Source organism: Streptococcus sp. HMSC076C09, from assembly GCF_001837905.1.
Taxonomy (GTDB): Bacteria; Bacillota; Bacilli; order Lactobacillales; family Streptococcaceae; genus Streptococcus; species Streptococcus parasanguinis_I.
On the sequence record NZ_KV834647.1, the window covers coordinates 66,331 to 92,072 of the forward strand.

A 25,742-nucleotide genomic window follows, 5' to 3' on the forward strand; every position below is an offset into this window, starting at 1 on the left:
ATATGTTGTAGAAGTGACAGGTCTTGTGGAAGCTCGTGAACAAGCGAATCCAAACTTGCCTACAGGAGCAGTAGAACTCAAGGTAGAAACTATTACGGTTCTCAATACCGCAAAAACAACACCATTTGAAATCAAGGACGGTATTGAAGCCAATGATGATACTCGTCTTCGTTACCGCTACTTAGACCTTCGTCGTCCTGAGATGTTGGAAAACCTCAAACTTCGTGCAAAAGTAACCCATTCAATCCGCAATTACTTGGATGAATTAGAATTTATTGATGTGGAAACACCGTTTCTTTCTAAGTCAACTCCAGAAGGAGCGCGTGACTATTTGGTTCCTTCCCGTGTCAATAAGGGGCATTTCTATGCCCTTCCACAAAGTCCTCAGATTACAAAACAATTGTTGATGAATGCTGGATTTGACCGCTATTATCAAATCGTGAAGTGTTTCCGTGATGAGGATTTACGGGGAGACCGTCAACCTGAGTTTACACAAGTCGACTTGGAAACTTCTTTCTTGAGTGATCAAGAAATCCAGGATATCACAGAAGGCTTGATTGCACGTGTCATGAAAGAAACCAAGGGAATTGAAGTAACACTCCCATTCCCACGGATGAATTATGATGACGCTATGGCCTTGTATGGTTCAGATAAACCAGATACACGTTTTGAAATGTTGCTCCAAGACTTGACAGAGCTTGTCAAGGGTGTAGACTTCAAAGTCTTCTCAGAAGCTCCAGCAGTTAAGGCGATTGTTGTCAAAGGTGCAGCGGATCATTACTCTCGTAAAGACATCGATAAATTGACAGAAGTTGCGAAGCAATACGGTGCAAAAGGTCTTGCTTGGGTGAAATATGCTGAGGGTACTTTGAACGGTCCTGTTGCGAAGTTCTTGACAGACTTGACAAGTGACTTGACAGCTGCTTTACAGTTAGAAGACAAAGATCTAGTTCTCTTTGTAGCAGATACTCTTGAAGTAGCCAATGCAACGCTTGGTGCTTTGCGTGTTCGTCTTGCGAAAGAGCTTGACTTGATTGACAACAATCAATACAACTTCCTTTGGGTAGTGGATTGGCCAATGTTTGAATGGTCTGAAGAAGAAGGCCGTTATATGTCTGCTCACCATCCATTTACACTTCCACAAGCTGAAACAGAGCATGAATTGGAAGGAGATCTTTCAAAAGTTCGAGCAATTGCCTATGATATCGTCTTAAATGGCTATGAATTAGGTGGAGGAAGCCTACGGATTAATCATAAAGATTTACAAGAACGGATGTTTAAGGCACTTGGATTTACAAAAGAAGCTGCCAATGAACAATTTGGTTTCTTGTTGGAAGCAATGGATTATGGTTTCCCACCACATGGAGGATTGGCGATTGGTTTGGACCGCTTCGTGATGCTTCTTGCAGGTGAAGATAATATTCGGGAAGTCATTGCCTTTCCGAAGAATAACAAGGCGACAGATCCAATGACACAAGCTCCTTCTGTCGTTTCTGAAAAGCAATTGGATGAGTTAAATCTTCAAGTAGAACTAGCAGAGCAAGAATAGGACAAGAGAGAAAAGGGAAAGTCTAGGAATCAGTTGCTCTAAGATCTTCCTTTTCTTCTAATCGATGGATTGAAAATGAAAAAAATTCGCTTTCATAAGCTATTTCGCTATCATGTGCGGCGACTAGCTTATAACATTAAATTATTGCGCGTGCTGAAGAGCATCTCCCGTGAGAAATACGATGAAAAAGTGTCAGCTTCCTTGCTGTATGGTTTTCTATCAGCGATTGCCGTCAACTTCTTCTTTCAACCAGGACATGTATACTCCAGCGGTGCAACAGGGCTAGCTCAGATTTTATCTGTTCTGAGCCAACGCTTTATTGGCTTTACGATTCCCGTTTCCTTGACCTTTTATGCCATCAATATCCCTTTGATGATTGTGGCTTGGTATCAAATTGGCCATAAATTTACCATCTTTACCTTTATTACGGTTTCGATGAGTTCCCTCTTTATTCAGTTCGTGCCAGTGATTACGTTGACCAACGATCCGATCATGAATGCCCTATTTGGTGGGGTTGTCATGGGAACAGGGATTGGTTTTGCTCTTCGGAACAACATTTCCAGTGGAGGAACGGATATTGTCAGTTTGACGATTCGAAAACGGACAGGAAAGAATGTCGGCAGTATCTCCTTTTTGGTCAATGGGACCATTATGTTGATCGCTGGTCTGACCTTTGGTTGGAAGTATGCTCTTTACTCTATGATTACCATCTTCGTATCGAGTCGAGTAACGGATGCTGTCTTTACCAAGCAAAAACGGATGCAGGCAATGATCGTAACGAGCCAGCCAGATGCCATTATTGAAAAGATCCATAAAAAATTGCATCGTGGAGCAACCATTATCCACAATGCAGAAGGAACCTATAACCATCAGGAAAAAGCGGTTCTGCTGACAGTTATTACGCGTGCAGAGTTTAATGAATTCAAATATATTATGAAAAAAGCTGATCCTCAGGCTTTTATCACCATTTCAGAAAACGTTCATATCATTGGACGCTTTGTGGAAACAGAAGAATAAAAATAAAGGTCACCACATTGTGGTGACCTTTATTTTGTTGATTCAGTTTCGTGGAGAAGGAGCCAACTATGGGCAGGAATAGAAAGTTCCTTTCCTTTAGGAATAGGCGCTTGGAGGTTGGCATGAGGATAGGCAAATAACAGCTGGCTATCGCTCGGATGTTGATAGGTCTTTTCTTGATCACCGATATTGACGAGAATCGTTATTTTTTCACGATCTTTCTCAATCGTGTAGATCAAATGATGATCAGACAACCATTTGACATCACAGTAGTCGCGAATCTCTTGCCCTTTTTTCAAACGAAGGAGTGGCTGTGATTTCCGATAAGCAATCAATTCTTCAAGAAAAGCAATTTCTTCTTGGCATTTTGAAAGGGATGTCCAGTCCAATTGGTTGAGATGATCTGGCATGTTATAGGTGTTGTCTTCGAGCTCTTTTGTGCGGTAAAATTCTTGACCAGCATGGATAAAAGGTACACCTTGGGATAATAATACCAAATGAAGAGCGAGGCGTGAGAGAGCTTTTCGCTCCTCTAGACGAATCTCTTCTTTTTCAAGTTGGAAATAATCAAAAACAGTTGCATTGTCATGGCATTCGACGTACTGAATGGCTTGTTGAGGTTGGATGAAATGAGCAGGTCCTACTTTCCCGACATTTGCTGTTAGGATATTAGAAAAATCATTGGCTGGATGTTGACTATCACGACGGTGATCGGCTAAGAGTGTTCTCTTGACCGTATCCCGGAAATTATCACTGAAAAAGCCAAAATCTGGTAATCGTTTTGAGTTGTACTGGTGAGCGAGCTGGTCTTCAGAGAGGCCTGTATCCATCTTCCACCCTTCGCCATAGAGATAGACTTTAGGATAGATTTCACGGAGCTCCTCTGCAATCTCTGTCATGGTTTGAATGTCTAAGATTCCCATCAAGTCAAAGCGAAAACCATCAAAGCCGTAGAGGGAAACCCATTGCTTGAGGGATTGCTTGATATAGTGTCTTACCATGGAACGTTCACTTGCGACATCATTCCCACAGAAGGTTCCATTGGTCCGCTCTCCTTCTGCATTATAGCGGTAGAAATAACCGGGTACGATTTGTTCAAATGCATACTCATCGGCCTGGTAGACGTGATTGTAGACCACATCCATGATAACACTAAGATTAGATTGGTGATAGGTTGCAATAGCATCTTGGAGTTCCCAAATCCGTGCATAAGGATCGTTGGGGTCACTGGCATAACTACCTTCTGGAACATTGTATTGGACAGGATCATAACCCCAGTTATAGGCTTTCCATTGATTCTCTTCATCAACACTACCGAAATCATAGACAGGAAGTAACTGTACATGGGTAATGCCAAGTTTTTGAAGGTAATCAAATCCAAGGATCTGACCATTGAGTTGAGGCGATTCTGTCAACCCTTTAAACTTACCAGGGTGTTTAAAGCCGGCCTCTTTTTGGACAGAGAAGTCCCGAACGCTCATCTCGTAGATGATAGCTTCTGTCGGGTCTAATTGACGAGCAGCACGTGTGATAGGACGTGTAATCTTCTTCCGGTCGATGACCAAGCTGTCTCCAGAGTTGGCCAAAGAGGATAGAGCATAGGGATCGTGAATCCGACGTTCTAGGCCATTGACACGAAATTCATAGTGGTAGGCAGCTCCTTCCCAATCCCCTTTGAGCAAGAGTTTCCAGACACCGTTTTCTGTACGTGTCATCGGATAGATCTGATCTTCGATATGGAGACTCACATCTTGCGAAATCGGTGCCCAGAATTTAAATTGCGTCTGATTTGGTGTGTAAAAACTTCCTAAATCTTCTCCACTATAGGTGAAGGTTTGATCGAAAATGGGTTTGCGAACGATGTTTCGATAGTGGAGTATAGAAGAATTTCCAGTAGCATCGTAGATGGTGTACTCTTCTCCGAGTTCAAGTGGAATAGGGCTTAAGAAATAGTCTCCTGTGTCAGTCGCTGCACTTGACGTTTTGACAGGGATTAAGGCAAGATGACCTTGGTTCGTTTTCAAATAAAAAGGAAGGATATGCTCCTCTCCCTTTTGGATACGAATGAGGTCTTGGTCATCTAAATAAGCAGTAAATGTAGACATAAAGACTCCTAGAGTTTCGTAATGGTATGGTCAATCAATTGACGGTAGCAAACGGTTTTTCCTTCTTTGTGATCCTTGATAATTTGTAGAATTGTCCGAACAGACTCACGTCCGAGTTCCACTGCATTGATGTCAATATAGGCTTCAATATCGAGTCGTGGCTTAATCGAATCAAAGGAAATAATCGGGATTGTCAGCTGGTGTTCTAATAGGTATTGGCGCACCCCTTCAGCAACGAGAATATCGGTTGTCATGATGGCATCTAACTCTGCTAGGGGAAGGCTCTCCATCATTTGATAAGAATTGTCTTCCAACATAAAACCAAATGAGAAATGAACCAGTTTTTCATCGAGAGGAATCCCTGCTTTTTGGAGGGCTTCTTTATAACCTTCGTAGCGGTCTTGAGATACGAACAGTTCTTTGTTTCCCCCGATAAAAGCAATTTTTCGGTAGTTTTGTTGAATGAAATAATCCGTCGCATCAAATGCAGCCTTGATATTATCATTATCCACTAGCGATACAAAAGGTGAAGCTGCCTTTCCGAGAATGAGGAAGGGGAACTTGTCTTTGATCGCAAATTCAACGAGGGGATCATTCGGGTTGGAATAAAGGAAAATCAAACCATCTACACGATTTCCGTAGATGAGTTGTTTGAGGTTGTCGAGCCGCCGTTCTTCATTTTGCCCCGTACAGATTTGGATGGCATAATCATTGTCTGACGCGATCTGGGTAATCCCTCTTAAAACAGTTGGGAAGAAAGGATTCTGGTAGAAGACGTCACTGTCGATTGGTAGGACCAAAGCAATGACTTGACTAGATTGGCTGACAAGGCTGCGAGCATTAAGATTGGGATGGTAGTCCAATTCGACCATGGCCTCACGGACACGTTTTTTTGTTTCATCACTAATCGTGGATTTGTTTTGGATGACGCGCGTGACAGTTGAAGGCGCGACGCCAGCGAGTTTCGCCACATCTTTGATGGTAACACGCATGAGAAAACCTCCTAGCGGTGATAGTCTGGATCACGGAAGTGGGTCTTATAAAATACCATAGCAAGATAGAGTACAAATAAGACATTTTGGATCATGATCGTCGTAGTAAATACTTGATGGAATAGTAAACTGATGAAGACACTCAGTAAAATAGGGAGTCCCAAGCAATTCAGAATACAATTGAAACATTCCTTGAAAGTTTGTAGTGAAAAGAGTCGAGATTTTCGTGTCAAGTAGAGGAAGAAAGATGCCCCTACGATGAGAATCAAATAATTGACTGTCGATAAGAAGCCAGAGAAAATCACGAGAAAGAGACTGACAGGGAGTCGATTGTCGCGAAACCAATCGCTAGAGATAGCTTGAGTGAAGCTTTTTTTATCCCGAAGGCTCTCTTGATTAATAGCCTGGTATGAGACTGTAGCGAGTTCTTTATTCTCTTTTGAGATAATCAATTGTTTGCGATCAAAATGGAGTGTTAACTCCTTGCCTTCACTAGCCTTTGCCTCTTGGCCTAAGATAACCTGTCCTTTTGAAGTCTTGTGTACAGGGTTAGTCCCTGTATAGGTGAGCTCTTGGTCTTTGATCACGACGTGTTCTTGGATATCTTTCATAACGTCTGTTGATAAAGGATCAAACACATCGCTGACAAAGGTTGTCAAAGGATAGGTTTTGAGTTGAGCATTTTGCAGAGCCACAGGTAATAGTGTGATAGAGATTAGAAAGAAAGAAGTAAAAATCATTTGGAACCAGCTCAGTTTTTTGCGGTTTGCAAAAGAAGAGCGGAAATTGAAGATACTTGCGAAATAATTAAAAGGATAGGGCATAAGATGACCTTTCTAAATATAAGAGTATCAGAAATGCAAAGAGAAATCTCTTTGCATTGATTTTATTCTTAACGAAGGGTAGTAAAGCATCCACCATACTACCCTCAACTTAAAAATAAAATGTGCTTGAAATAAGATTCTATTTTATCCTTTATCTCCACCAGCTGTCAAGCCTGAAACAAAGTTCTTTTGTAGGAAGAAGAATAAGATACAGATTGGAACCGCGATCAAAATAGCACCGGCTGCAAAGAAGGCGATTTTTTGATTTTTTTGGTCACTGATAAAGGTTTGAAGACCAACGGCTACCGTATAGTTCACTTCGTCACGAAGCAAGAATTTAGACAAGATATAGTCTCCGAAAGGCCCCATGAAAGCCCAAAGTGCTTGAACGGCAATCATTGGACGAACAAGAGGAAGGACGATTTGCCAGAAGCGACGGAAGTGTCCAGCTCCATCCAATTTCGCAGATTCATCGAGGGAAATTGGAACAGTATCAAAGTATCCCTTCATCAACCAGGCATTCATTGGAATACCACCACCAACATAAAGGAAGATCAAGAACCAAGGTTGGTTCAAGGCATTCAGCATCAAAGCCATAACGAAGAAGGCTGTGAGGGCTGCCATGGTTGGGACCATTTGAATAATCAAGAAGAAGACCAAACTTTGTTTACGCGCCAAGAAATTGTAACGGCTGTATGCGTAACCTGCGAAGGTAACGATACTTGTTTGTACAATCATGGTGATAATGGCGATAACCAAGGTGTTCATATACCAAGTGCCATAATGGGTTTCAGAGAAAAGTTTTGAGAAGTTATCAAAACTAAGATTGCCACTAAAATCAAGTGTAAAGGCACTGACATTCCCTGATTTGAAGGCTGATAGAACCGTAATCAACAATGGATAAATGATAACGATTGAAAGAACCACCATGTACAGGTAAGTCAAGAAATGATTGAGGCGGCGTTTAAATTGAACTGAATTTTTCATTTTATACATCCTCCATATCAAATGCATGTAGTTTCTTGAAGGCAACCATAGAGATTGAGATCACAATCACAGAGATAATCAAGGTTACCGCTGCAGCCATTGAATATTGAGGAGAAGAATTGGTTGTCAACTTGTAGATCCATGAGATCAAGATATCTGTAGATCCGGCGTTTCCTCCGACAGAACCAGGTCCCCCATCGTTAAACAAGTAAATGATGGAGAAGTTATTAAAGTTGAAGGTATATTGACTGATCAAAGTTGGAGCTGCAACAGCCATAATCATTGGGAAAGTGATGCTGCGGAATTTTTGCCAACCGTTGGCACCATCAATATAAGCAGCTTCGTAAAGATCGTTTGGAATCGATTGAAGAATCCCTAAAGTCAAGACGTAGATGTAAGGGAAGCCGAGCCAACCTTGCATCATAATCAAAGCAATTTTTGTCCAGGTAGGATCTGTTTTCCAAGGAATCAAAACGCCATCTAAGAATGGGAAGATCTTCGCAAACAATGGGATAACTTGTGCATTGATAGCACCGACACTATCGTTAAACATATTTGAGAAAGTTAGGATAGTGATGAAGGCTGGAACAGCCCAAGGAAGCAAGAAGATAACCCCAAAGATTCGTTTTCCTTTTACGAATGGTTGGTTTGCAACAATAGCGGTCAAGATACCGAGTACGATTTGAAGAGTAGAAGCTGCGAGGGCCCAAATCAAGGTCCAGCCAAGAACCGATGTAAAGGCTGAGCGGAAGGTACTCAAGGTCCACATATTAGTGAAGTTTTGGAACCCGATCCAATCAAGCAAGGTTGTTGGAGCGGTATGTTTGAAGTCGTAGTTGGTAAAGGCGATCATCAAAGTTACTAAAACTGGGAAGATAATCGCAAATGTCATAGCAATGTATGAAGGAATAATCAATAAATATGGGAAGCCATTTTCATAGATGGCTTGAACCATTTCTTTCAAGGTTTTTGGAACGGCAATCCCGTTGTTGATGCGTTTAGCAACTGTTCCAGCATCCTTAATATTTAAGGCATAAAATAGGAAGTAAACAACAGTGATGATCAAGTGGAAGGCGCCACGAATCAAGATAAAGAGAGAATTATCTTGTCCACGGACGGTTCCAAGTGTAACCAATTTCGCTAATTCTCCAGCTCCAATTCCTAGGAAATAGGCGAGAAAGAGAATGGTTACGGCAAGAAAAATATAGCCTTTGGTTTTTTGTTTGTTATAAATTTGCCCAAGACCCGGGATCAAAGAGAGCCACATAGCCTTTTTAGGGTTTTGTTCTGTAGTCATTCAAATCTCCTTATAATGTCCTTGCTAGAGAGCAAGAAGACAAGTCAGACAGTAAGTTGTGCTTGAAAATTGAACATAAGAGGTTGGGACTTTGTCTCCAACCTCTTACTCACACCTAAAAACTGTCTTATTTGCTACCGAATTTTTGTTCGATGGTTTCTTTAATCAATTTCACTGCATCGTCAGCAGATGCTTTTGCAGATTTTTTACCACTTACAGCATCGAAAAGCATAGTAGCAGCTGGATCCCAAACAGCACTCATTTCTGAGATATTTGGCATTGGTTGAGCATTCTTGAATTGATCAACAACGGCAGTTGTCAATTCATCGTTTTTGCTAACCGCATATTTACGAGCTTCTGTGTTGGCAGGAACTTCATTGGTCTTGTCAAACAAAGCTTTTTGTTGGTCAGTACTTGTCAAGAAGTCAATGAATTTTTGAGCGCCATCAAGGTTTTTCGCACCTGCAGGGATAACCCAAGCTTTACCACCACCAAAGGCAGAGTATTGTTTTCCGTTTGGAAGAGTTGGAATCGTTGCGACACCGTAGTTTACTTTAGCTTCTTTCAATGAAGCAGCTTTCCAAGGACCATCGATGATAGCAGCTGTTTTACCTTCTTGGAATTGTGTTTGGATGAAGTTAGCAGCAGCTTTTGTATCTTGCAAACCTTTTGGCCATTTAGCATACCAAGTTTTTGCATATTCGATACCATCGATAGAACCTTGGTTGTTCAATCCAATATCTTTAGGATCTGTACCGTCTTTACCAAACACATAACCGCCGTTACCTGAAAGTAAACCGTAAGTGTAGTAGAAGTTTGTCCAGTCAGCTAAGAAGGCAGTTGTTTTACCAGGTTCGCTAGCGAAGTCGTACTTGCTATCTTTTGCAAGATTTTCAAGATCACCAAATGTTTTTGGAGCTTCGCTTACAAGATCTTTGTTATAGTAGAGAACCAATGTTTCGATGACAGCAGGTGCACCGTAAACTTTACCACCGTTTGTTACAAGAGCTTCAGTTGTTTTATCTGTATGGCTATCTTTGTTTAATGTCACTTCAGCCAATTGACCATCGCTACCAAGACCACCTACACGGTCGTATGGTGCCATCATAACGTCTGGAGCTTTTTTAGATTGGTTATCAAGAGAAAGGTTATCCAATCCACCAAGAGCATCACCAGTCTTGATGTTAATTTTTACGCCATTTTCTTTTTCAAAAGCTTTTGCAGCTTCTTCAACATAAGATTTGTAGCCTTTGTCTACATAGACGTTGATTTCTTTACTTGCCTCAGAAGAACCTGATGAGTTATTGCTACAAGCAGCAAGTAAGAAGCCGGCAAAACCAACTGTACCAAGTACAGCAGCACTACGTAAAATTGTACGTTTCATGATTTATTCCTCCTAAAGAATAAAAAAAGATAATAATTAGAAACCGTTTTAGACAAACGTTTTCCTAAAACGTCTTAAGTATATCACAAGGCGAAAACGTTTGCAAGTAGTTTTAAACAATTTTTTTAAAAATATTTTAATTCCGAACTTTCTTCTATAAAATGCATCAAATTTGTTGACATTAGCCAAAGGAAAGAATACACTAAGGGGGTGAGGACATTCTGAAAAAAGTTAAAAAAGTTTTTAAGAAATCCCTTGCAGAAAATAGGGAAAAAGTTTATAATAACATGGTACGCAAACGTTTTCGCAAAAATTGCGTAAACTGAGTTGCGCCTGTTCGATTTTTAACAAAGAGTAGAGCCGCTTGAGAGCTGGATACGACTCTGCAACGATACCCATACCGTGCACCGAATCGCAGGCTTCAAAGAAATAAAAAAAGGTGGTAACCCATGAAAAAACGTCAAAGTGGTGTTTTGATGCACATTTCTTCCCTTCCTGGACAATACGGGATCGGATCATTCGGTCAATCAGCATATGATTTTGTTGATTTCCTCGTTCGGACCAAGCAACGTTACTGGCAAATCTTGCCGCTTGGTACAACTAGTTATGGAGATTCTCCATACCAATCTTTCTCAGCTTTTGCTGGGAACACTCATTTTATTGATTTCGATCTTTTGATCGAGCAAGGTTTGTTGACAGAAGCAGACCTTAAAGGAGTGGACTTTGGTCAAAATCCTACTCAAGTGGATTATGCAAAGGTTTTCGAACAACGTCGTCCCTTGCTTGAAAAAGCAGTTGCCAATTTCTTAAAATCAGGTGATCAAAAAGAATTCCAAGAATTTTGTGAAGCCAATGCTTCTTGGTTGGAGCTCTTCGCAGAATACATGGCTATTAAAGAATACTTTGATTTGAAAGCTTGGACAGAGTGGCCAGATGCAGCTATTCGTGCGCGTGAGCCAAAAGCTTTGGCTAAATACCGTGAAGAATTGGCTGATAAATTGACTTACCATCGTGTAACTCAATTCTTCTTCTTCCAACAATGGTTGGCCTTGAAAGCTTATGCCAACGACCACCACATTGAAATTGTGGGAGATATGCCAATCTATGTAGCGGAAGATTCAAGCGACATGTGGGCTAATCCTCATCTCTTCAAAACAGATGAAAACGGGAAAGCGACTTGCATCGCAGGATGCCCGCCAGATGAGTTCTCAGCAACTGGTCAACTTTGGGGGAACCCAATCTATGACTGGGAAGCAATGGACAAAGATGGCTACCAATGGTGGATTGAACGCTTGCGTGAAAGCTTCAAGATCTATGACATCGTTCGGATCGACCACTTCCGTGGTTTCGAATCATACTGGGAAATCCCTGCTGGTTCTGAAACTGCAGCACCAGGTAAATGGGTCAAAGGTCCTGGCTACAAACTCTTTGCAGCCGTGAAGGAAGAGCTCGGTGATTTGAACATCATCGCTGAGGACCTTGGCTTCATGACAGACGGAGTCATCGAACTTCGTGAACGCACTGGCTTCCCAGGAATGAAGATTCTTCAATTCGCCTTCAATCCTGACGATGAAAGTATCGATAGCCCTCACTTGGCACCAAACAACTCTGTGATGTACACTGGAACACATGATAACAACACAGTTCTTGGATGGTACCGCAATGAAATCGACGATCCAACTCGTGAGTATCTTGCTCGTTATACCAACCGGAAAGAGTACGAATCTGTACCGCATGCTATGCTTCGCACCGTCTTTGCTTCCGTCAGCTTCATGGCGATTGCTACGATGCAAGACTTGCTTGAGTTAGATGGCTCAGCTCGGATGAACTTCCCATCTACTCTCGGTGGTAACTGGTCATGGCGAATGACAGCGGATCAATTGACTCCAGCTGTCGAGCAAGAATTGCTTGATTTCACTACGATCTATCGTCGTGAAAACAAAGACTTGAAAAAAGAAGTTACGAAAGCAGAAAAATAATCTTTCCCCCTATTAAAAAATTGTTGAAACAAAGGAGACTCCTAACATGGAATCATTACAAAAATATGTGATTGATCATCATCAAAAAACAATTGCTGAATGTTCAAATGAAGAATTGTACCTTGCCTTGCTTAATTACACGAAGCAAGCAAGTGCCCAAAAGAAATTAAATACTGGTAAGAAAAAAGTTTACTATATCTCAGCTGAGTTCTTGATCGGTAAACTCTTGTCTAATAACTTGATCAACTTGGGTCTTTACGACGATGTCAAAAAAGAATTGTCAGATGCTGGTAAAGACTTGATCGAAGTCGAAGAAGTGGAATTGGAACCATCACTTGGTAACGGTGGTTTGGGACGTTTGGCAGCCTGCTTTATCGACTCTATTTCAAGCCTTGGTTTGACAGGGGATGGGGTTGGTTTGAACTACCACTTTGGTTTGTTCCAACAAGTATTTAAAAACAACCAACAAGAAACGATTCCAAACGCATGGTTGACTGATCAAAGCTGGCTCGTTCGTTCAAGTCGTAGCTACAAAGTGCCATTTGCACACTTCACATTGACTTCTACCCTTTATGATATCGACGTACCTGGTTACAAGATCGATACCAAGAACCGTTTGCGTTTGTTCGACTTGGATTCAGTTGATTCATCTATTATTGAAGATGGTATTAACTTTGATAAGACAGATATCGCTCGCAACTTGACCCTCTTCTTGTACCCAGATGATAGTAACCGTCAAGGGGAATTGCTCCGTATCTTCCAACAATACTTCATGGTATCAAACGGTGCACAATTGATCATCGACGAAGCCATCGAAAAAGGAAGCAACTTGCATGACCTTGCTGACTATGCTGTTGTCCAAATCAACGATACTCACCCATCAATGGTCATCCCTGAATTGATCCGTCTTTTGACAGAACGTGGTATTGGAATGGATGAAGCCATCTCTATCGTTCGTAGCATGACGGCTTACACTAACCACACAATCCTTGCAGAAGCCCTTGAAAAATGGCCACTTGAATTCTTGCAAGAAGTGGTTCCTCACTTGGTTCCAATCATTGAAGAATTGGACCGCCGTGTTCGCGCTGAATACAAAGATCCAGCTGTTCAAATCATCGATGAGAATGATCGCGTACACATGGCGCACATGGATATCCACTATGGATTTAGCGTAAACGGGGTAGCAGCACTTCACACAGAAATCTTGAAGAATTCTGAGTTGAAAGCCTTCTACGACATTTACCCTGAAAAATTCAACAACAAAACAAACGGTATCACATTCCGTCGTTGGCTCATGCATGCCAACCCAACCTTGTCACACTACTTGGATGATATCCTCGGACGTGACTGGCACCATGACGCATCTAAATTGGAAGACCTTCTTTCTTATGAAGATAAAGATGCAGTCAAAGCAAAATTGGAAAACATCAAGTCTCACAACAAACGGAAATTGGCTCGTTTCTTGAAAGACCATCAAGGTGTGGAAATCAATCCTAACTCTATCTTTGATACCCAAATCAAACGTCTCCACGAATACAAACGTCAACAAATGAACGCTTTGTATGTGATCCACAAATACTTGGACATCAAAGCTGGAAATATCCCTGCTCGCCCAATCACTGTTCTCTTTGGTGGTAAAGCAGCTCCTGCCTACACCATTGCACAAGATATTATCCACTTGATCCTTTGCTTGTCTGAAGTGATTGCAAACGATCCAGCAGTAGCTCCACACTTGCAAGTTGTTATGGTAGAAAACTACAACGTAACTGCTGCAAGCTACTTGATCCCAGCTAGCGATATTTCTGAGCAAATCTCTCTTGCTTCGAAAGAAGCTTCAGGTACTGGTAACATGAAATTCATGTTGAATGGTGCATTGACACTTGGTACGATGGATGGAGCCAACGTGGAAATCGCTGAATTGGTTGGACGTGACAACATCTACATCTTCGGTGAAGATTCAGAAACTGTTATCGATCTTTATGCCAAATCAGCATACAAATCAGCAGATTTCTATGAACGTGAAGCCATCAAACCATTGGTAGACTTCATCGTCAGCGATGCCGTTCTTGCAGTTGGGAACAAGGAACGCTTGACTCGTCTTCACAAGGAATTGATTAACAAAGACTGGTTCATGACTCTTCTTGACTTGGAAGACTACATTGTAACCAAAGAACGCATGTTGGCTGATTACGAAGACCGTGATGCATGGTTGGATCAAGTTATCGTAAACATTGCTAAAGCAGGATTCTTCTCATCTGACCGTACGATCGCTCAGTACAATGAAGATATCTGGCACTTAAACTAATCATTAGTTGTTAGACCAAGGTCCATAAGACCTTGGTCTTTTTCATTACTTCTCATTTGGGAGAAGAAATGGAGCTAGTTTAGGGAATGGACACTCTGCAAAAAGTGTTGTTTTTTTGAATTTTGCAACCCCTAAAGGGAAAAAATTACATAATTTTTATTTCAGTCTTCAAATCTAATTTATTGGTATAAAAAAATACTTCCCTTTAAAAAGCCTTTCGGTGAAATTTATAAAAAGAGAAAGTGTCTTAAAAACCCTTGAAAATAAAGGATTTTTTCACAGGCATTTGCATATATTTTCAACTAAAGATGGGGAAGGCAAGGAAAGTTTGGGGATTCAAGTTGTTATATATTTAAAGTAAAATAAAAAATTAAATTGACAAATATATAAAAATGGTTGATTGTGATACAATGAAGTTAACTGGAAGTAGCATATTTTTGCCTCTACAGTGAGATTTTTTTAAACAAAAAAGGAGAGTTTTGAAAATGAAAAGCTATCGTGAACATGTTTCGAAGCAGGAAAAATTTTCAATTCGTAAGTTATCAGTCGGTGTTGTTTCATTGGCCATCGCTGGATTGGCTACTGTTAATACCTACGGAGCAGAAGTGAAAGCAGATGAGGCAACAGCGCCTGCAACTGAAGCGACTACTACGGATACAGCAACAAGTGATGCAGCTGTTGCAACAAGTTCTAAGTTGACATCTACAACTGTGATAGAAGGAAATAAAACAGTTACGACTACTTATGTAGAATCACCAGAACTTGAAAAAGCAAAAGCTGATGCAGCTACAGAAGGTGTGACCGTTACAGAAGAAGCTGAAAAAGTCCAACCATCTATCGTAGCAGCAGAAGCAGATAACAAAGCCCAAACAGCTGAAATCAACACAGTCGTTGAAAACTACAAAAAGGCCAAAGCTGAGTATGAAGCAAAATTAGCTGAACAAAAGCAAGTAGAAGCTGAAAATGCTAAAGCAAAGGCTGACTACGATCAAGCTAATACTGAATACCAGAATGATTTATTGGCATATCAGGCTCAAAAAGCTGAATATGAAAAAGCAAAAGCTTCTTACGCAGAATCCCAAAAAGCATATGAAGAAGCTTTAGCAGCATATAAAGCAGCTACTACTTCAACTGCAAGTAAAGACTCTGATGCCTATAAACTAGTTAAGGAGCAATACGAAGCTGCAAAAGCAACTTATGAAACTAGTAAAGCTAAATATGAAACAGATGCAGCAAAATATGCTGATAATAAGTTGAGTTTTGCGGATGCAACAGCGTCGTACAATACTGCAAAAACTTCTTATGACGCAGCACTTGCCCAGTATAATGAAGCTAAAGTTCAATATGATAAGGAATTAGAATCATACGAATCTAAAAAAGCAGAGTTTGAAAAAAATAAACTTGCTCAAGCAGCTGCTGAGAAAAAATTCGATCAACAAACTAAAGAATATACTGTAGCTGAAAAACAATACCAACAAGATCTAGCAGCATATAATGAAGCTAAGACAGCATACGAAACTGCTCTAGAGGCTTATAACGCTGCGACATCTACTGGTGGGACAGATTCGGCGGAATATGCTGCGCTGAAAGCTAAATATGAAGCAGATAAATCAGCATATGAAACTGCAAAATCAAAATATGATGTAGATGCTGAAAATTATAATGATAAGAAAACATCATATGAAACAGCCAAGACTAGTTATGATTCAACTAAAACAGCATACGATGTAGCAAAATCAAGTTATGATATTGCAAAAACACAGTATGATTCAGAAATGGCGAAATATAATAAAGCTACAGAAGAATATAATAAAGCTGTCTCAGATTATCAAACAGCACAAGAACAATATGCAAAAGATAAATTAGCATATGATTCAGCTGCAACTTCTTATGCTAAAGCAAATAATGAATACGATACAGTAGTAAACAAATTTAAAAAAGTCAAAGAAGAAATTAAAGCAATCTACAAAGATGCAGAAGTTAAAATTGTAAAAAGTGATACGATTGTAGAAGATGAAGAAAAAGAAGTAGAAAAAGACAAAGACGGAAAACCTACTGAGGAACTTACAAAAAAAGCAAAAGATTTAACAGCTGCAAAAAATTTATATAAAAATAATAAATCTCAGTATGAGGAAGATAAGAAAGCATTTGAGGAAGCAAAAGCTAAGTACGCTGCAAACGAAATTGAGTTTGTGGCTGTAAAAGCAGCTTATGATAAAGCAAAATCAAGTTATGATGCTGTGAATGAACAATATGCAAAACTTTATCAAGCGAAACTTGCAAGTATTGAAACCGCTTTGGCTCAATACAAAAATGCTAAAGAAGCGTATGAAAAATATATGACTGACAATGGTTTCAAAGAGCTGAAAGATGTTGAAACTGTTCAAGATTTGACCTTCCAACGTGAAGGTGGTGCTATTCATACCATTGACGGCATCAGTACTTACCTCACTCGTGAAGCTCAAGAACGCTTGAATAAAAGCAATGTGCATCAGTATGATTCCAATGAATTGAAAGCTTCAGATATTGTAGCGACTAGTCCTTGGACCAATAATGAAACTGAGTACATTCAAGTGAAAGAAGGCGATAAATTTGTCGTTACTTATGATAACTTGAATCAGTCCAGCATGCGTGAAAATACGGATATGCATCCAATCAAGCGCGTGATTTACCGCTATGAGATTTTGAGTCTTCCATCAAATGACGGTAAAGGAATTGCAGCTGTTAGCTCAGATCCAACTGTAACACTAACAGTCGGTGCTTCAACAGACCAAAATAAACCAGTTAAAGTTGCTGTCGATGTTGAATTCTATGATGGCGATGGCAATAAGTTTGATTTGACCCAACATAATGCGATTGTCGCTTTGAACTCTCTCAACCACTGGACAGGTGCTTCTTATGTAGATAGTGGAGATAAACCTCGTGCTATCACAGTAGAAGCCAAGGATGTAAATGGAAACACTGTACGTGGCACTTGGGATCCGTATGCAGATGGTTCATCCATGAGCATTGAAAACAATGAAGTGAAGGTTAAAACAGGAAAAGCAGACTTCGGTACTGCAACTGTTTCCATTTCAGCAGATAATCCCCTCAAAATTGTAACACAGAAATATGGTTATGTAGAAGTCGAGACAGGTAAATGGGCTCCTGGTACTACCCCTGAGAAGGAAGAAGTAACGGATGCGTTAACTGTGAATGCTTCGGGTTCAGGAAGTGTTCATTCTATTGGTACAGAAGAATTTACTTTTGAAGGTAAGGATGATGTTCTTGGTTCATACAAAGTAGATGCAACTACAGGTCAAATTACTTTTACCCCTAAGAAGAAATTTGAAAATGTGGAGCACCAAGAGTTTGTAAATATTGGAAATAATAAATACATTCAAATTCCAAACTCAAGTGTTTCTTATGATGCGGCTACTAAAGAAGTAACTTCCCCTACAGATAACCAATATATTGAACATGGTGCTGTCTTTAATGGGGAATCATCAGCGACTCTTCGTGGTTGGGATGATCCATCTTCTCCATATCTCTATTATGGTGGTGCGGGATTAAAGATGTCTGATGGTCACCTAGTCTTTACGGCTAATGGAGCTAATGCGGCTGGTCAACCAACGGTTTATTGGTTTGCAATCAACTCAAATGTTGGTCTTCCAAAAAATCCAGGTTCATTTGTCATTCCGCCAGCTCCAGTTTCTCCAGTTGCCCCAGTAGAGCCAAAATTAAATGAAGTAAAACCAACATTGCCTACTCCGTTGAGTCCGGTTTCTCCAGTGGCACCAGTTAAACCGGTGAAGGAGGAAATTGAAAAAATTAAAGAACCGACTCCACCAACCCCAGTCGCACCGGTTTCTACAGTTTCTCCAATTGAACCAAAAGCCCCTGAGCAACCAAAATACAAAACAATTCCGAAAACTGAGGGACCTCAATCAGCTGAGGTGAAATGGCATAAGAATAAAGTGGTAACGGAAACAGATATTCCAACCCCACCAACACCGGTTCCTCCAACTCCACCAACTCCATACAACCCACCAACACCAATTGTTCCACCTACACCAATCGTTCCACCAACTCCAGAGGTTCCAACCGAACCAACTCCTGAAGTTCCGGAACAGCCTGTACAACCTGCGCAACCACAAACACCTGCGCTTCCAAATACAGGTACAGAAAGCTCAACTGCAGCTGTTCTTGCAGGTGCGATGGCTGGATTGCTTGGATTGGGTCTTGCACGCAAGAAAAAAGAAGATTAATTCTTGTTTCTTTCGTTCATTCATCTAAATAAAGAAAGTCAGAAGGCAAGTCCTTCTGGCTTTTTTGATGGAGTGATGACCAAATAGTTGAGAAATAGAACAGAATAGTTTTTGGATAAGGAGAGGAAATGGCTTTTATAGACCAAATCGTGTCGAAATGAAGCAGAATAGAAATGGATGACACAAGAAGAAGAGAATGAGGTATACTGGTGGTGTTCGAATGAAAGTTTATAGGACTCCGTTATATCTCTAATCATTCCAATGATACAGTTGCGATGGCTTTTCATCTTTTGCACACATTACTTTTCCAAATGAATTTCATTTGAACGTATCAGTGATCAGGCAAGTGCCTCCAGGGTTTTGAGGCGCTTGCCTTTCTATCTGTATCGCGATATAATAGGGTGTAAGAAATGAAAAGGAGTTTGTATGAAAAAGAAACCTATCTATCTTTATATCCTGTTATTTTTCTCTACGGTTGGAACCCTGACTTCAGCTGTCTCAACCTTTGGAGCTTCAAAGAGTTTTGAGCTGACAGATGATTTTGCGAAACAACTTGGTTTAACAACGGCTCAAGACAAGGCTGACTATGTGACATATTATGAGAAATCAGCCCAACTCAATCAGTCTCCACTAACCTTTTTATTTGTTTCCTTGATTCTGATTGCCTTACTGGCAACTTTCTATTTCCTCTTTATGAAGCAGGATCTGTTAACAGCTCATTATACTTATATGGGACAGATTTTGTTAAGTCAAGCCTTCTCTTGCTATAATTATTTTGCAGGGCGTCCACTATTAGCTAGTTTTTCAAACTCAGCGCTTCGCCAACGATATCTGGCATCTTCGTCCATTGCTTTGTTACTCTTGACTGCTTTATCCCTTCTCTTCCTTGGAATTGTTTTGTATAAAACCTTGCGTTTGAGAAAAGCTCAAGCTAGGGCATAATAGATAAGTTTAAAGGGAGCTCTCTTAGAGGATAAGAGAGCTTCTTGATTGGAGAAAAAAGATGAAAGTATCCTTTGTTTATATTAGTCTGAGTGGAAATACAGAGAGTTTTGTCCGTCGCTTAAGTGACTATTTGCTGGAAGCTCATCCCGGACTTGAAATCGAGAAAGTGCATGTGAAAGACCTGGTCAAAGAGGGCCAGCCCTTCTTTGAAATGACCAACCCTTTTATCACTTTTTTGCCAACCTATTTGGAGGGTGGAAATGGTGTTGACAATGGCGATGTGGAAATTTTGACGACAGATGTCGCGGATTTTATTGCTTATGGAGACAATGCCAGTAAGTGCTTAGGAGTGGTTGGATCAGGCAATCGGAATTTTAACAATCAATATTGTTTAACCGCTAAGCAATACAGCCAACGCTTTGGTTTCCCTATGTTAGCCGATTTTGAAATGCGGGGGATGTTGGGAGATATTAAAAAAGTAGCCGCTATTGTAGAAGATTTGTATCATCTTTAAAATAAAGAGAGGCTGGGACAAAAGTCCTAGCCTCTTAATTGTTTTTGGATTGTCGAGCAAGACGCAGTGGTTGAGTGGGCTCTACTACGCTGATTTCATCAGCTTTTACAGCCCTACTCAACTGTGCGGAGGTGGGACGACGAAATCGAATTCTAACGAATTACAGATTTCTGTCCCACTCTCTCTTTTACGCTTTATTTTAATTTTTCAGTGATTTCTTTAGCAAGTAGGAGCCCCAATCGATAGTCCTTGTTGATTGCATGGATGACATCGTTGATATTGTCGGTCTCTTGGATTTTTTCCTTGATGCTATCTTTGAAAGCTTGATCTTTCAAGAGTTGCTCTTGTAAGAGCCGTTGTAGTTTTTCTCTTTCGTACTTGTTAAATAAAAAGAGGACCACTAAACTGATGAGGATTAAGATGTAAACGGTTTGATTCATAGATTTCTCCTGTATATAAAGGATCTGAAAATGTAGAGAATGAAGGGCATTGGACATGAGAAAAGGAGTGAGAAAGAACTAAATTAAATCGCATTTAGTTTCTCCTCTCACTCCCATAAGAGATGTTCTACTTATCCATCATAGATAAGAAATTACATTTTCTCAGGTGCATCGACACCAAGTAAGCGAAGGGCTTCTTTTAAGACTACTGCTGTTGAGTAGCTAAGAGCAAGACGGCTTTCGCGTTCGGGGCTTTCATCCAAGATACGAGTGTGTGCATAGTATTTGTTGAAGGCTTGAGCCAAGTTGATGGCATATTTTGCGATCAAGGATGGATCATAGTTTTCAGCAGCACGTTTGACAACACGAGAGAAGTCTTGGAGAAGCTTGATGATTTCCCAGCTTTCAGGATCGCTCAAGCTGTATGTCGCATCTGTAGATGGTGTGAAGTTGGCTTTGCGAAGGATGGATTGGATACGAGCGTAAGCATATTGAACGTAAGGGCCAGTTTCTCCTTCGAAGGATACCATGGCTTCGAGGTCGAAGTCATAACCGTTGCGGCGGTCTGTCTTCAAGTCGTAGAATTTAACCGCACCAACACCGACTGCATGTGCCACTTCTTCCTTGTTTTCAAGTTCAGGATTCTTTTCTTCGATCTGAGCTTTGGCACGAGAGATGGCTTCTTGAAGAGTTGGTTCGAGCAGGATGATATTTCCTTTACGAGTTGACAATTTTTGGCGGTTTTTTGTCACCAAACCAAAGTCAACGTGAACCATATCATCGCTCCAGTCAAATCCCATTTTCTTCAAAACAGCTTTCAATTGACGGAAGTGGTTGGATTGTTCTTGACCTACAGCATAGATGTTTTTCACAAAGTTGTAAGTCCGTGCACGGTAGATAGCGGTTGCGATATCACGAGTGATATAAAGAGTGGCACCGTCTGATTTCTTAATCATAGCCGGTGGAAGGTTGACATCATCGAGCTCAACGATGCTAGCTCCCTTAGACTCTTTCAACAAGCCTTTGTCTTCAAGAATTTGGACAGCTTCATCCATCTTGTCATTGTAGAAAGCTTCTCCGTTTAAGCTGTCAAATTCAACACCGAGGAGTTTGTAGATACGGTTGAATTCTACCAAGCTTTCGTCACGGAACCATTGCCACAACTCAGTCGCTTCTGGATCTCCATCTTCCAGTTTCTTGAACCAGAGACGTCCTTCATCATCAAGCTCAGGATCGTTTTCGATTTCAGCGTTGATCCGAACGTAAAGTTTTAGCAATTCATCGATTGGGTTGGCTTCGACAGCTTCCTTACTACCCCATTTTTTGTAGGCTACCATCAAGAGACCGAACTGTTTACCCCAGTCTCCCAAGTGGTTGATTTTAATCGTGTTGTAGCCCATTTTGCGGAAGATGTTTGAAAGAGCATCCCCGATAACGGTTGAGCGCAAGTGACCAACTGAGAATGGTTTTGCGATATTTGGACTTGAAAGGTCGATGGTAATGTTTTGGCCATGACCTTCGTCTTGTTTACCGTAGTCTGCCCCTGCTTCGATGACGGATTTGATCACCTGATCAGAGATCTTAGATTTGTCTAAGAAGAAGTTCACGTAAGGTCCAGTTGCAACAACTTTTTCGAAGGCGCTTTGGTTGATCTTTTCAGCAATATCTGCAGCGATTGCTTGAGGAGCCTTGCGTTCCACTTTTGCAAGTGAGAAGGCTGGAAAAGCAATGTCACCAAGATCAGATGATTTTGGTTGTTCAAGCAAATTTAAAATAGCATCTTGGTCAAGAGAGTCAATCACTTTGGCCAATTCACTAGCAATGAGTTCTTTATTGTTCATATTAGCTCCTTAGTCCTTTTAACTATTATTTTAACACAATTCTGAGCGAATTTTCAATTTTTTTGGTATAATTTAAAGTATATTTATTCAAAAGTGGAGGTCCAATGAAAAAGACAGAACGTCACCTTTTGATTCAACAAATGATTCGAAATGAAAAATTGTCGACTCAAAAAGAGATTCAGGATCGATTAGAAGCAAAAGGAATTGCTGTAACGCAAACAACTCTGTCACGAGATTTGCGCGATCTGGGTCTAGTCAAGGTGAAACGAAAAGACCAGTTGTATTATATTTTGCCAAATGAGCCTGAGGTGGCAGAGATTTATATTATGTTGTCCAGCCATGCCAAGTCTGTCTCACGAGCAGAATTCACCTTGGTCTTGCGGACAGAGCTAGGGGAAGCAGCTCTCTTGGCCAATGGTGTAGATGAAATGTCAGATGAGCGTATTTTGGGAACAGTAGCAGGGGCCAATACCCTCTTGATTGTCTGCCGTGACCAAGATGCGGCCATTGAAATTCAAAATGAAATTTTAGGGATGATGCAGTAATCACGCCCCTTGAAAAGAAAAAAATACCCCATTAAGATGTTAAAAGGAGGAAGATAGTGAGCTATCTACTCCTGTTTTCATCTATGGAGCTTGTGTCAGGAAACGACGCAACAGTAAGGAATAAAGAAGTATGACAGTAGAAAAAATATCCCCTGGAATGCAGCAGTATCTAGATATCAAAAAAGACTATCCGGATGCCTTTTTGCTGTTTCGAATGGGAGATTTTTACGAATTATTTTATGAAGATGCAGTGAATGCGGCTCAAATTTTAGAGATTTCCTTAACCTCACGGAATAAAAATGCAGAGAATCCGATCCCTATGGCGGGTGTTCCCTACCACTCGGCCCAGCAGTATATTGATGTTCTCATTGAACAGGGCTATAAGGTCGCGATTGCAGAACAAATGGAAGACCCCAAAGAAGCCAAGGGGGTCGTTAAGCGTGAAGTCGTACAGGTGATTACACCGGGTACAGTGGTGGATTCGACCAAGCCAGATAGTGAGAATAACTTCCTAGTTGCTTTGGATCGTTCAGGAACTGATTATGGGCTAGCCTATATGGATCTGGTGACAGGGGAGTTTCAGGTGACGACCCTCAATGACTTTAGCATGGTTTGTGGAGAAATCCGCAATTTACGTGCGCGTGAGGTGGTCCTGGGTTATGAGTTGCCAGAACAGGAAGAGCGTGTGTTTATTAGCCAGATGAATCTCTTGTTGTCACATGTAGAGACGGCGCTCGACGATGTTCAACTCTTAGGGGATCAGTTGAGTGAGCTCGAAAAGAAAACGGCTGGAAAACTTCTCCAGTATGTCCACCAGACACAAATGAGGGAATTGAGCCACCTCAAAAAAGCCCATCATTATGAGATTTGCGATTTCTTGCAGATGGGCTTTGCGACCAAGGCTAGTCTTGATTTGACAGAGAATGCGCGGACTGGGAAGAAACATGGTAGCTTGTATTGGTATTTGGATGAAACCAAGACGGCCATGGGCGGTCGTTTGTTGCGGTCCTGGATTCAGAAACCCTTAGTCGATTTGAAACGGATTCGAGAGCGCCAGGACATCATTCAGGTCTTTATGGATCATTTCTTTGAACGGAGCGATTTGACCGACAGTCTCAAAGGGGTCTATGACATTGAACGCTTAGCGAGTCGGGTTTCCTTTGGTAAGATCAACCCTAAGGATCTCTTGCAGCTAGGAGATACTCTGGGGCATGTGCCGACGATCAAGTCGATTCTACTGGGGATTGGTGATCCAGTCTTAGATGTCTTGATTGCACGCTTGGATGAGCTTCCTGAGTTGCACCGCTTGATTACCTCAGCTATTGCTCCGGAAGCGTCTGCTGTTATTACGGAGGGAAATATCATCCGAACTGGGTTTGACGAGCAATTGGACCAGTACCGTGTCGTTCTTCGGGATGGTACTGGTTGGATTGCTGAGATTGAGGCCAAGGAGCGCGAAGCCAGTGGCATTACAGGTCTAAAAATCGATTATAACAAGAAGGATGGCTACTATTTCCATGTCACCAATTCTCAATTGAGCCATGTGCCTGCTCACTTTTTCCGCAAGGCGACCTTGAAAAATTCAGAACGCTTTGGTACGGAGGAATTGGCACGCATCGAAGGAGATATGCTAGAGGCGCGTGAGAAGTCTGCTAATCTGGAATATACGATTTTTATGCGGATTCGGGAAGAAGTTGGCAAGTATATCCAACGTCTGCAACAGTTGGCTCAGGCGATTGCGACGGTTGATGTTTTACAAGGTTTGGCCAGTGTTGCTGAGTCGCAACAGTTGAATCGCCCCCTTTTTCATGAAGAGCGACGAATTGAAATCGACAAAGGTCGCCATCCAGTTGTCGAGAAAGTCATGGGAGCCCAGTCCTATATTCCTAATAACATCTTTATGGATGAAGAACGGGATATTCAGTTGATTACAGGGCCAAACATGAGCGGGAAGTCTACCTATATGCGCCAATTGGCGATCATTGTGATTCTTGCGCAAATTGGCTCCTATGTTCCAGCGCAAAAGGCTGAGTTGCCAATCTTTGATGCGATTTATACCCGGATCGGAGCTGCTGATGACCTGGTATCGGGTCAGTCTACCTTTATGGTAGAAATGATGGAGGCCAATCACGCTATTCGCAAGGCAACGCCCCAGTCTTTGATTTTATTTGATGAGTTGGGACGGGGAACTGCGACCTATGATGGAATGGCTCTTGCTCAGTCCATCATCGAATACATCCACGATCGTACCGGTGCTAAGACCTTGTTTGCGACCCATTACCATGAGTTGACAGCTCTCTCAGAGACCCTGTCCCGTTTGGAAAATGTCCATGTCGCGACCTTGGAGCGAGATGGACAGGTTACCTTCTTGCACAAGATTGAACCCGGCCCAGCGGATAAGTCCTATGGGATTCACGTAGCAAAGATCGCTGGTTTGCCAGAAGAGTTGTTGAAGCGGGCGGATGCGATTTTGACCAAGCTCGAAGGACAAGCTCAGCAAGTACCGTTTGTGGATGAAACTCCTAAAAAGGAAGCACCTTCACAGGTTGCTGAACAAATGTCCCTCTTTGAGGAGGAGGCAGAAAATACAGTGATCACAGAATTGAAGAATCTGGATCTCTACAATATGACTCCGATGGAAGTCATGATGGCAGTCGCCGAATTGAAAAAGAAATTGTAAAAAAAGATCCTCGTAGCATTGAGGATCTCAGATTGAAGACAAAGACATCTTAGAAATTTTCCTTAGGTGAGTCCGGACGTCAGCGAACTTC

17 protein-coding genes are annotated in these 25,742 nt (G+C 41.3%); 9 read left to right on the plus strand and 8 right to left on the minus strand.

The window, feature by feature from the left end; translation table 11 throughout:
• On the plus strand, positions 1–1,549 hold a 1,549-nt coding region (gene aspS, locus HMPREF2704_RS07275), incomplete at its 5' end, for an aspartate--tRNA ligase (protein ID WP_070846150.1).
• A 75-nt stretch (positions 1,550–1,624) separates the two neighbouring features.
• Complete coding sequence (locus tag HMPREF2704_RS07280; RefSeq protein WP_003009152.1) at positions 1,625–2,566, plus strand: YitT family protein; 942 nt, start codon at positions 1,625–1,627, stop codon at positions 2,564–2,566.
• A gap of 29 nt (positions 2,567–2,595) precedes the next feature.
• Here the strand turns inward: HMPREF2704_RS07280 and pulA are convergent, their stop codons facing one another.
• The 6 genes from pulA to HMPREF2704_RS07310 all read right to left on the minus strand — a co-directional run bounded on the left by pulA (position 2,596) and on the right by HMPREF2704_RS07310 (position 10,155).
• Positions 2,596–4,671 carry a type I pullulanase gene (gene pulA / locus HMPREF2704_RS07285; protein WP_024055459.1) on the minus strand — a complete coding sequence of 692 codons (2,076 nt, stop codon included), beginning with the start codon at positions 4,669–4,671 and terminating at the stop codon, positions 2,596–2,598.
• Positions 4,672–4,679: 8 nt separating this feature from the next.
• Positions 4,680–5,663, minus strand: a complete 984-nt coding sequence (locus HMPREF2704_RS07290; protein WP_013904333.1) for a LacI family DNA-binding transcriptional regulator — start codon at positions 5,661–5,663, stop codon at positions 4,680–4,682.
• An 11-nt stretch (positions 5,664–5,674) separates the two neighbouring features.
• Positions 5,675–6,487 (minus strand): DUF1189 family protein, encoded by an 813-nt coding sequence (locus HMPREF2704_RS07295; RefSeq protein WP_021154118.1) that lies wholly within the window; start codon positions 6,485–6,487, stop codon positions 5,675–5,677.
• Positions 6,488–6,631: 144 nt separating this feature from the next.
• A complete protein-coding gene (locus HMPREF2704_RS07300; RefSeq protein ID WP_021154117.1) occupies positions 6,632–7,474 on the minus strand; it encodes a sugar ABC transporter permease in 843 nt (280 codons plus the stop codon).
• Between the two features lies 1 nt (position 7,475).
• Positions 7,476–8,771, minus strand: coding sequence for a sugar ABC transporter permease (locus tag HMPREF2704_RS07305; protein WP_023919930.1), 1,296 nt, complete (start codon positions 8,769–8,771; stop codon positions 7,476–7,478).
• A gap of 127 nt (positions 8,772–8,898) precedes the next feature.
• Positions 8,899–10,155 carry an extracellular solute-binding protein gene (locus HMPREF2704_RS07310; RefSeq protein WP_023919928.1) on the minus strand — a complete coding sequence of 419 codons (1,257 nt, stop codon included), beginning with the start codon at positions 10,153–10,155 and terminating at the stop codon, positions 8,899–8,901.
• 449 nt (positions 10,156–10,604) lie between these two features.
• Here HMPREF2704_RS07310 and malQ point away from each other — a divergent pair, with 449 nt between their 5' ends.
• From malQ to nrdI, 5 genes are all read left to right on the plus strand, one after another.
• The gene (gene malQ, locus HMPREF2704_RS07315; RefSeq protein ID WP_049522608.1) at positions 10,605–12,134 is read left to right on the plus strand and encodes a 4-alpha-glucanotransferase; all 1,530 of its coding nucleotides are present in this window, start codon (positions 10,605–10,607) and stop codon (positions 12,132–12,134) included.
• A 46-nt stretch (positions 12,135–12,180) separates the two neighbouring features.
• A complete protein-coding gene (gene glgP, locus HMPREF2704_RS07320; RefSeq protein WP_070846103.1) occupies positions 12,181–14,439 on the plus strand; it encodes a glycogen/starch/alpha-glucan family phosphorylase in 2,259 nt (752 codons plus the stop codon).
• Positions 14,440–14,924: 485 nt separating this feature from the next.
• Positions 14,925–18,686, plus strand: coding sequence for a GbpC/Spa domain-containing protein (locus HMPREF2704_RS07325; RefSeq protein WP_070846105.1), 3,762 nt, complete (start codon positions 14,925–14,927; stop codon positions 18,684–18,686).
• A gap of 426 nt (positions 18,687–19,112) precedes the next feature.
• Positions 19,113–19,628 (plus strand): ABC transporter permease, encoded by a 516-nt coding sequence (locus tag HMPREF2704_RS07330; protein WP_024055259.1) that lies wholly within the window; start codon positions 19,113–19,115, stop codon positions 19,626–19,628.
• 61 nt (positions 19,629–19,689) lie between these two features.
• Positions 19,690–20,145, plus strand: a complete 456-nt coding sequence (gene nrdI / locus HMPREF2704_RS07335; protein ID WP_045760033.1) for a class Ib ribonucleoside-diphosphate reductase assembly flavoprotein NrdI — start codon at positions 19,690–19,692, stop codon at positions 20,143–20,145.
• Between the two features lie 194 nt (positions 20,146–20,339).
• Here the strand turns inward: nrdI and HMPREF2704_RS07340 are convergent, their stop codons facing one another.
• Positions 20,340–20,585 (minus strand): hypothetical protein, encoded by a 246-nt coding sequence (locus tag HMPREF2704_RS07340; RefSeq protein ID WP_023919916.1) that lies wholly within the window; start codon positions 20,583–20,585, stop codon positions 20,340–20,342.
• Positions 20,586–20,737: 152 nt separating this feature from the next.
• Positions 20,738–22,426: an arginine--tRNA ligase gene (gene argS, locus HMPREF2704_RS07345; RefSeq protein ID WP_070675855.1), complete on the minus strand. Its 1,689-nt coding sequence runs from the start codon at positions 22,424–22,426 to the stop codon at positions 20,738–20,740.
• 104 nt (positions 22,427–22,530) lie between these two features.
• Here argS and argR point away from each other — a divergent pair, with 104 nt between their 5' ends.
• Both argR and mutS read left to right on the plus strand, forming a co-directional pair.
• On the plus strand, positions 22,531–22,971 hold the full coding sequence (gene argR, locus HMPREF2704_RS07350) for an arginine repressor (protein ID WP_003009125.1): 441 nt from the start codon (positions 22,531–22,533) through the stop codon (positions 22,969–22,971).
• A 130-nt stretch (positions 22,972–23,101) separates the two neighbouring features.
• Positions 23,102–25,651: a DNA mismatch repair protein MutS gene (mutS, locus tag HMPREF2704_RS07355; RefSeq protein WP_070846107.1), complete on the plus strand. Its 2,550-nt coding sequence runs from the start codon at positions 23,102–23,104 to the stop codon at positions 25,649–25,651.
• Positions 25,652–25,742 lie beyond the last annotated feature (91 nt).

What these genes read in the sequence shown, in the direction of transcription:
- HMPREF2704_RS07280 (WP_003009152.1), top strand. Translation starts at nt 1,625, where the DNA reads ATGAAAAAAATTCGCTTTCATAAGCTATTTCGCTATCATGTGCGGCGA.
- pulA (WP_024055459.1), bottom strand. Translation starts at nt 4,671, where the DNA reads ATGTCTACATTTACTGCTTATTTAGATGACCAAGACCTCATTCGTATC.
- HMPREF2704_RS07290 (WP_013904333.1), bottom strand. Translation starts at nt 5,663, where the DNA reads ATGCGTGTTACCATCAAAGATGTGGCGAAACTCGCTGGCGTCGCGCCT.
- HMPREF2704_RS07295 (WP_021154118.1), bottom strand. Translation starts at nt 6,487, where the DNA reads ATGCCCTATCCTTTTAATTATTTCGCAAGTATCTTCAATTTCCGCTCT.
- HMPREF2704_RS07300 (WP_021154117.1), bottom strand. Translation starts at nt 7,474, where the DNA reads ATGAAAAATTCAGTTCAATTTAAACGCCGCCTCAATCATTTCTTGACT.
- HMPREF2704_RS07305 (WP_023919930.1), bottom strand. Translation starts at nt 8,771, where the DNA reads ATGACTACAGAACAAAACCCTAAAAAGGCTATGTGGCTCTCTTTGATC.
- HMPREF2704_RS07310 (WP_023919928.1), bottom strand. Translation starts at nt 10,155, where the DNA reads ATGAAACGTACAATTTTACGTAGTGCTGCTGTACTTGGTACAGTTGGT.
- malQ (WP_049522608.1), top strand. Translation starts at nt 10,605, where the DNA reads ATGAAAAAACGTCAAAGTGGTGTTTTGATGCACATTTCTTCCCTTCCT.
- glgP (WP_070846103.1), top strand. Translation starts at nt 12,181, where the DNA reads ATGGAATCATTACAAAAATATGTGATTGATCATCATCAAAAAACAATT.
- HMPREF2704_RS07325 (WP_070846105.1), top strand. Translation starts at nt 14,925, where the DNA reads ATGAAAAGCTATCGTGAACATGTTTCGAAGCAGGAAAAATTTTCAATT.
- HMPREF2704_RS07330 (WP_024055259.1), top strand. Translation starts at nt 19,113, where the DNA reads ATGAAAAAGAAACCTATCTATCTTTATATCCTGTTATTTTTCTCTACG.
- nrdI (WP_045760033.1), top strand. Translation starts at nt 19,690, where the DNA reads ATGAAAGTATCCTTTGTTTATATTAGTCTGAGTGGAAATACAGAGAGT.
- HMPREF2704_RS07340 (WP_023919916.1), bottom strand. Translation starts at nt 20,585, where the DNA reads ATGAATCAAACCGTTTACATCTTAATCCTCATCAGTTTAGTGGTCCTC.
- argS (WP_070675855.1), bottom strand. Translation starts at nt 22,426, where the DNA reads ATGAACAATAAAGAACTCATTGCTAGTGAATTGGCCAAAGTGATTGAC.
- argR (WP_003009125.1), top strand. Translation starts at nt 22,531, where the DNA reads ATGAAAAAGACAGAACGTCACCTTTTGATTCAACAAATGATTCGAAAT.
- mutS (WP_070846107.1), top strand. Translation starts at nt 23,102, where the DNA reads ATGACAGTAGAAAAAATATCCCCTGGAATGCAGCAGTATCTAGATATC.